Origin of the sequence: Nocardia pseudovaccinii NBRC 100343 (genome assembly GCF_001613225.1) — a bacterium.
Taxonomy (GTDB): domain Bacteria; phylum Actinomycetota; class Actinomycetes; order Mycobacteriales; family Mycobacteriaceae; genus Nocardia; species Nocardia pseudovaccinii.
The window spans coordinates 1-7220 of the sequence record NZ_BDBY01000125.1 but is presented as its reverse complement, the minus strand read 5'-3'; the positions used below and the strand labels follow the sequence as shown (position 1 = coordinate 7220).

General features: G+C 66.6%; 7 protein-coding genes and 1 pseudogene. 7 read left to right on the top strand and 1 reads right to left on the bottom strand.

Annotated features, from left to right (window positions below):
* A pseudogene (locus NP3_RS15190) lies at positions 1 to 668 on the top strand (serine/threonine protein kinase); the annotation flags it as partial.
* 22 nt (positions 669 to 690) lie between these two features.
* Here NP3_RS15190 and NP3_RS15185 read toward each other — a convergent pair.
* A complete protein-coding gene (locus NP3_RS15185) occupies positions 691 to 1548 on the bottom strand; it encodes a helix-turn-helix transcriptional regulator (protein ID WP_245720947.1) in 858 nt (285 codons plus the stop codon).
* A 141-nt stretch (positions 1549 to 1689) separates the two neighbouring features.
* On the opposite strand from NP3_RS15185, the gene NP3_RS15180 reads away from it, so the two are divergent.
* The 6 genes from NP3_RS15180 to hisH all read left to right on the top strand — a co-directional run bounded on the left by NP3_RS15180 (position 1690) and on the right by hisH (position 6961).
* Entirely contained in the window at positions 1690 to 2730 is a 1041-nt protein-coding gene (locus NP3_RS15180; RefSeq protein WP_063041828.1) for an aldo/keto reductase, read from the top strand.
* 16 nt (positions 2731 to 2746) lie between these two features.
* Positions 2747 to 3034, top strand: coding sequence for a putative quinol monooxygenase (locus tag NP3_RS15175; RefSeq protein WP_063041826.1), 288 nt, complete (start codon positions 2747 to 2749; stop codon positions 3032 to 3034).
* A 189-nt stretch (positions 3035 to 3223) separates the two neighbouring features.
* On the top strand, positions 3224 to 4561 hold the full coding sequence (gene hisD / locus NP3_RS15170) for a histidinol dehydrogenase (RefSeq protein ID WP_063041823.1): 1338 nt from the start codon (positions 3224 to 3226) through the stop codon (positions 4559 to 4561).
* Positions 4558 to 5691, top strand: a complete 1134-nt coding sequence (locus NP3_RS15165) for a histidinol-phosphate transaminase (protein WP_063041821.1) — start codon at positions 4558 to 4560, stop codon at positions 5689 to 5691. Before hisD ends, NP3_RS15165 begins: the two co-directional genes overlap by 4 nt.
* Positions 5692 to 5714: 23 nt before the next feature.
* Positions 5715 to 6329: an imidazoleglycerol-phosphate dehydratase HisB gene (gene hisB / locus NP3_RS15160; RefSeq protein ID WP_040688866.1), complete on the top strand. Its 615-nt coding sequence runs from the start codon at positions 5715 to 5717 to the stop codon at positions 6327 to 6329.
* Positions 6326 to 6961, top strand: coding sequence for an imidazole glycerol phosphate synthase subunit HisH (gene hisH / locus NP3_RS15155; protein WP_063041819.1), 636 nt, complete (start codon positions 6326 to 6328; stop codon positions 6959 to 6961). Before hisB ends, hisH begins: the two co-directional genes overlap by 4 nt.
* Positions 6962 to 7220 lie beyond the last annotated feature (259 nt).

Here is a 7220-nt window from a genome sequence, read left to right as displayed (position 1 = left end):
GGCAGCCACGCCCGGCGCCGCCGCCGCGAAATTCCGTCCGTCCCGTCAACTCGAGTGCATCGCATCCGGCAACCGCCGCGCATCCGCGGACGGCGACGCAGCCGCGTCCGGCGCCGCGCAAGTCCGGTGGCAAGCGCAAGGCCGTGCTGGTCGGTGCGACGATCGGTGCTGTGGTGGCTGTCGTGGCCATCCTGATCGGTGCGCTGAATCAGTCGGGCACCAATACGCCGTCGGTGCAAGCGAGTCCGCCTTCGTCGTCGGTGTCCAAGGGGACCACTTCCACGGCTGCCGCGGGCGCGCCGGGGCAAACGAAGAGTGTCGGCACGGCAGACTCGCGGCAATCCATCGATCAAGTAGTGGACTTCTACAACAACCTCACCTACATGAGTTTCGCGTCTGCATGGAAACAGTTGACTCCCGCTGCCCAACGGGTCTACGGCAGTCAGTCGGCCTTCCAGGATTACTGGACGCAGAATCGGGTCACGGGCTTCAACACTGTTGATGCGGCCGGTGGTGGTACAGGTACCAACCCAGACGGTTCGGTGGAAATCAATGTGGCCAGCGTGACCTATGCGGGCCAGAACAGGTCGGTGACGCTGCGGTTGATCAACCCTGGCAGCGGCGCCCCACTCATTGACAGCGACACCCGCAGCGGCGACGCGCGCTAGTCACGACGGCGGGTGCGGTGCGCTATCGGGCAACGGGCCGCACCGAGGTCTGCGCCCAATTCGCCAGCAGCGCGAGGGCGGTGGCGCTCGGCGAATCCGCTTCGGTGGTGTGCATGATCAGCGCCTGATCCGGATCGTCGGGCAGGCGCAGGGTTTCGAAGCCCAGATCGAGTCGGCCGACCACCGGGTGCAGGTATATGTACCGCCCGTGCGTCTTGTCCTCGAGTTCGTGACGCTGCCACATGATGCCGAAGTCGACGGAGTTCGCGCTCAATTCCTCGATGAGCGAGGCGATTCCGGCATCGCCGGGATTGCGCGCCATATCCAGGCGCAGATACGCGACCACATCCGCGGCCTTGGCCGTCCAATCCTCGTACAGCTCCCGCATCCCCTCATCGAGGAAGACCAGCCGGGCCAGATTGCGTTCGCGGGGCGGTAGTGCGCCGAAGTCGGTAATGAGGGCGGCGGCAAGTGAATTCCAGGCGAGCACATTGGTGCCGCGGCCCACGATGTAGGAGGGGACGTCGGCGGCCGCGTCGAGCAGTCTGCGCAATCCGGAACGGACTTCCTGTTCGGCCGGTGGCTCCTCGCCGGACCACGGCCGCGCCAGTCGATAAAGATGCTCGCGTTCCACCGGATTCAGCCGCAGCGCCTGCGCGACGGCATCCAGCACCGACTCGGAGAAGTGCAGGGTGCGGCCCTGTTCCAGACGCACATAGTGATCGACACTGACCCCGGCCACCATGGCCAACTCTTCGCGGCGCGGACCGGGGACCCGGCGGCGGCTGCCGTAATCGGGCAGGCCGACCTCCTCCGGGCTCAGCCGCGCCCGCCGGGAACGCAGGAATTCGCCGAGTTCGGCACGTCGATCCAGACTCACGTCATCCAGTATCCAGCTGGTTGCCGGGCGCATCCTGGTCATGCCGTGCCCAGGCTCACGCGGCGCTGTCTACCGCCGCCGTGCGTGCCGAAAGTAGTGATCACGCCGGAACGGTTCCGGCAGTGAACGGAGACGGACACAATGAGCAACACCCGCCCCCTTGGCGACACCGGCATGGACATCACCCCGCTCGGCTTCGGCACCTGGATCTTCGGCGGATCCGGTTGGCAGTACTCATGGGGCGCCACCGATGACGCCGAATCGATCGCCGCGATTCGGCACGCGGTGCACGCCGGAATCAGCTGGATCGATACCGCAGCCGCCTACGGCGTCGGCCACGCCGAGGATGTGGTCGGCCGCGCGCTCGCTGACATTCCAGAAGCCGAGCGGCCCTATCTTTTCACCAAAACCGGCCTGATCTGGGAAGAAGGCGATGACCGTTCCGGTCCTCCGCGCCGGATCATGCGGCCCGACGTGGTGCGCAAGGAAATCGAGGATTCGCTGCGTCGGCTGCGCGCCGAGCAGATCGACCTCTACCTGGTGCACTGGCCGGACACCGGCGCGGTATTCGTCTACGGCGCCGAGGGTGCGGCCAATGACCAGGCGACTCCGCTCGAGGAGTACTGGCAGGTCATGGCCGATCTGAAGAAGGAAGGCAAGGTCCGCGCCATCGGCCTGTACAACCACGACGCGGCCCTACTGGCGATCGCCGAATCCGTCGCCCATGTCGATGCGATCCAGCCGCCTTTCTCGGCGATCACCCGCTCGGCCGCGGCCGATATCGCCTGGGCACACGCGAACGGCACCGGCGTGATCGCCTACTCACCACTGCAATCGGGTCTGCTCACCGGCACATTCACCGAGGAACGCCTGCGCAATCTGCCCGACGAGGATTGGCGTGGTTCGCATCCGGACTTCACCACCGGCCTGTCCGCCAAACTCGCTCTCGTCGAAGCCATGCGCCCGATCGCGGCCCGCCACGGCGTGACCGTCGCCGAGGTGGCCCTGGCCTGGGCGACCTCATGGCCCGGCGTCACCGGCGCCATTGTCGGCGCGCGTAACGCCGCCCAAATCGACGGCTGGATCGGCGCCGGTGACCTGGCACTCAGCACCGATGATCTCGCCGCAATCGAGACCGCCATCACCACGACCGCCGCGCCAACCGGCCCCGCGCGTGAGTAATTTCCGAGGAGCCACCATGACACTGCACGTCGTCGCCGAATTCCGCGCCAACGCGGGCCGCGAGGACCGCCTGCGCACGGCACTCGAGGCCATGATCGAACCATCCCTCGCCGAGCCCGGCTGCCTGACCTACCACCCCTATACCGACCCCAATGACCCATCCCACATGGTGCTCGTCGAGGAGTGGACCACCCCCGAAGCTCTCGACGAACATTTCACGACGCAACATTTCTTCCATGTGCGCGACGTCCTCGACCAGATCCTCGCCGAACCGATGATCATCAAGCGCCTCATCTCGGCCTGACACCCATCGTGCCCCGGTCCACTATCGGACCGGGGCAGGCGGTCGTACTCCGCGCCACATCCGGCGACCGCAGCGGATAACGGGTGGCACCGGACCGATAGGCTGGTAGCTGGAGCGGAGCGGAGGATACCGACCGCTCGGCGTCGGGCACGGCGTCCAAGGATCAGGACAGACAGGATCGCAGACCTCATGACATCCCGCATCGAGCTCGCCCGCGTCGATCTGCGCGGCCGTACTCCCTCCGCTGCCGAGCTGCGCACCGCGCTGCCGCGCGGGGGAGTCGACGTGGACTCGGTGCTGCATCAGGTGCGACCGGTGGTGGAGGCGATCCGGGATCGCGGGGTCGCGGCGGCGCTGGAGTTCAGCGAGCAGTTCGACGGCGTGATTCCGGCGAGCGTGCGGGTGCCCGCGGCCGAGTTGGAAGCCGCGTTGGAGAAGTTGGATCCGGCCGTGCGCAGTGCACTCGAGGTCGCGATCGAACGGACCCGCAAGGTGCACGCCGATCAGCGACGCTCCGATACCACCACCGAGGTCGTGCCCGGCGGAACGGTCACCGAGCGGTGGGTTCCGGTCGAGCGGGTGGGGCTCTACGTGCCCGGCGGCAATGCGGTCTACCCGTCGAGCGTCGTGATGAATGTGGTGCCCGCGCAGGCGGCCGGTGTCGACTCGCTGGTGGTGGCCTCGCCGCCGCAGGCACAGCACGGCGGGCTGCCGCACCCGACCATCCTGGCGGCCGCGAAGCTACTCGGGGTCGAGGAAGTGTGGGCCGTCGGCGGTGCGCAAGCCATCGCGCTGCTGTCCTACGGCGGTATCGATACCGATGGAGCGCAGCTCGAGCCGGTCGACCTGATCACCGGTCCCGGCAATATCTTCGTGACCGCCGCCAAGCGCCTGTGCCGTGGCCTGGTCGGCATCGATGCCGAGGCGGGCCCCACCGAAATCGCGATTCTGGCCGATGCCACCGCCGATCCGGTACACGTAGCCGCCGATCTGATCAGCCAGGCCGAACACGATGTGCTCGCCGCCAGCGTGCTCGTCACCGACAGCGTCGAACTCGCCGATGCGGTGGACGCCGCGCTCACCACCCAGATGACGGTGGTCAAGCACGCGCATCGGGTGCGAGAGGCATTGTCCGGCAAGCAATCCGGCACCGTGCTCGTCGACGATATCGAGCAGGGCCTGCGGGTAGTGAATGCCTACGCCGCCGAACACCTGGAGATCCAGACCGCCGATGCGCCTGCCGTCGCGGCCCGAGTGCGCAGTGCCGGCGCGATCTTCGTCGGCGCGTACGCCCCGGTCAGCCTGGGCGACTACTGCGCGGGTTCCAATCACGTACTCCCGACTGCGGGTTGCGCGCGGCACTCGTCGGGCCTGAGCGTGCAGACCTTCCTGCGCGGGATCCACGTCGTCGAATACACCGAGGCCGCGCTCAAAGATGTCGCCGGTCACGTGGTCGCCTTGGCCAATGCCGAGGACCTGCCCGCACACGGCCAGGCCGTACAAGCGCGATTCGAGGCATTGGCATGACCCCCGAGATCACCGTGCCCGGCTCCGAAATCAGCCTGGACGACCTACCGCTGCGCGAGAATCTGCGCGGCAAAAAGCCTTACGGCGCACCACAATTGACGGTTCCGGTGCAGTTGAACACCAATGAGAACCCGCACCCGCCGAGCCGCGCCCTCATCGACGACGTCGCCGAATCCATTCGCGCCGCCGCCACCGACCTGCATCGCTATCCCGACCGCGACGCCGTCGCCCTGCGCACCGACTTGGCCGAATACCTGACTCGCCAGACCGGCACCGCGGTGCACACCGCCAATGTCTGGGCGGCCAACGGCTCCAACGAAATCCTGCAGCAACTGCTGCAGGCCTTCGGCGGACCCGGCCGCAGTGCACTCGGTTTCGTGCCGTCGTACTCGATGCACCCGATCATTTCCGAGGGCATCGATACCGAGTGGGTCGAGGCCAAGCGCAATGCCGACTTCTCCCTCGATATCGACTACGCGCTCACCGTCATTGCCGAGCGCCGACCCGATGTGGTCTTCGTGACCAGCCCCAACAACCCGACCGGACACAGCATTCCGCAGGCTGACCTGGCCCGGATCCTGGCCGCCGCACCGGGCATCGTGGTCGTCGACGAGGCATACGGCGAATTCTCCGCTGAGCCGAGCGCGATCGCCCTTATCGACCGGTACCCGACGAAACTCGTGGTCAGCCGCACCATGAGCAAGGCCTTCGCCTTCGCGGGCGGCCGCCTCGGCTATCTGGTCGCCGCCCCTGCGGTGATCGACGCGATGCTGCTGGTGCGACTGCCCTATCACCTGTCGGTGGTAACCCAGGCCGCCGCCCGCGCGGCCCTGCGCCACGCCGACGAAACCCTCGCCAGCGTCGCCGAACTGGCGGCACAGCGAGACCGGGTCGCGGAAGCACTGGCCGCCATGGGTTTCGAGGTGATCCCCAGCGACGCCAACTTCCTGCTCTTCGGTCGCTTCACCGACGCCCCCCGCGCCTGGCAGCACTATCTGGACCGCGGCGTGCTGATCCGCGACGTCGGCATTCCGGGATATCTGCGCGCCACCATCGGTCTCGCCGCCGAGAACGACGAATTCCTGCGCGTCAGCGGCACATTGGCCGACGCCGACCTCACCATCCGATGAATCCGCCTGTGGAGGAAGCAAAGATGAATCGCACCGCGCGGGTGGAGCGCGTCACCAAGGAATCGAATATCGTCGTAGAACTGGACCTCGACGGCACCGGCAAGACCGACATCTCCACCGGTGTCCCGTTCTACGACCACATGCTGACCGCGCTCGGCGCACACGCCAGCTTCGATCTGACGGTGCGCGCCGAGGGCGATATCGAGATCGAGGCGCACCACACCGTCGAGGACACCGCCATCGTCTTCGGCCAAGCGCTGGGTAAGGCACTGGGCGACAAGTCCGGCATCCGTCGCTTCGGCGATGCGTTCATTCCGATGGACGAGACCATGGCGCACGCGGCGGTAGACGTCTCAGGGCGCCCGTACTGCGTACACACCGGCGAACCCGATCACCTGCTGCACGCGGTGATTCCCGGTTCCGGCCCCGGTGCCCCGTATTCGACAGTGCTCAACCGGCACGTTTTCGAGTCGATCGCGCTGAACGCCCGCATCGCCCTGCACGTGCGCGTGCTGTACGGCCGCGACCAGCACCACATCACCGAGGCCGAATTCAAGGCGGTCGCACGGGCATTGCGCGCCGCCGTCGAACTGGATCCGCGGGTGAGCGGTGTGCCGTCGACGAAGGGGACACTGTGACAACGAAATCCGTCGCTCTGCTCGACTACGGCTCCGGCAATCTGCACTCCGCGCACCGCGCGCTGATCCGCGCGGGCGCGAACGTCGAGGTGACCGCCGATGCCGATATCGCGCTGGCCGCCGATGGCCTCGTCGTCCCCGGCGTCGGTGCGTTCGCCGCGTGCATGGCCGGACTGCGCGAGGTGAAAGGCGAGCGCATCATCGGTCAGCGGCTGGCCGGTGGTCGTCCGGTGCTCGGCATCTGCGTCGGCATGCAGATCCTGTTCGAGCGCGGGGTGGAATTCGGTGTGGAAACCGACGGGTGCGCGGAATGGCCGGGCGTGGTCGAGCGCCTGTCCGCACCTGTGCTCCCGCACATGGGCTGGAACACCGTGTCGGCTCCGACCGACAGTGTCCTGTTCGCTGGAATGGCAAGCGATACCCGTTTCTATTTCGTGCACTCCTATGCCGCGCAGACCTGGGACCTGCCGCCGAGCGAACACTTCGCCGCGCCGAAGCTCACCTGGGCCGAACATGGCGTCCCATTCCTGGCGGCCGTCGAGAACGGTCCGCTTTCGGCGACGCAGTTTCATCCCGAAAAGTCCGGTGATGCGGGCGCGCAGCTGCTCCGCAATTGGGTGAACTCGCTGTAAACACCCGCTGGCCAGGCGATTTGACATCGTGCACGCCGATAAGTAACTTTATCCAAGTCAGAGCGACACGGACACCGACCCGGAGCCCAAAGCGCAGCGGAAACGTTGAGCACAGTGGCCTGGGAAACGAGGTAGGACGAGGAGCGCCTGACGATCACACTGGTTCGGATGGTTCCTGATTTTGTATCGGGAGTCGGCTGGGCTAAGCTTCACCAAGTTGCCTCACTGAAGCCCCGGATTAACGCCGGAGTGAATGTGT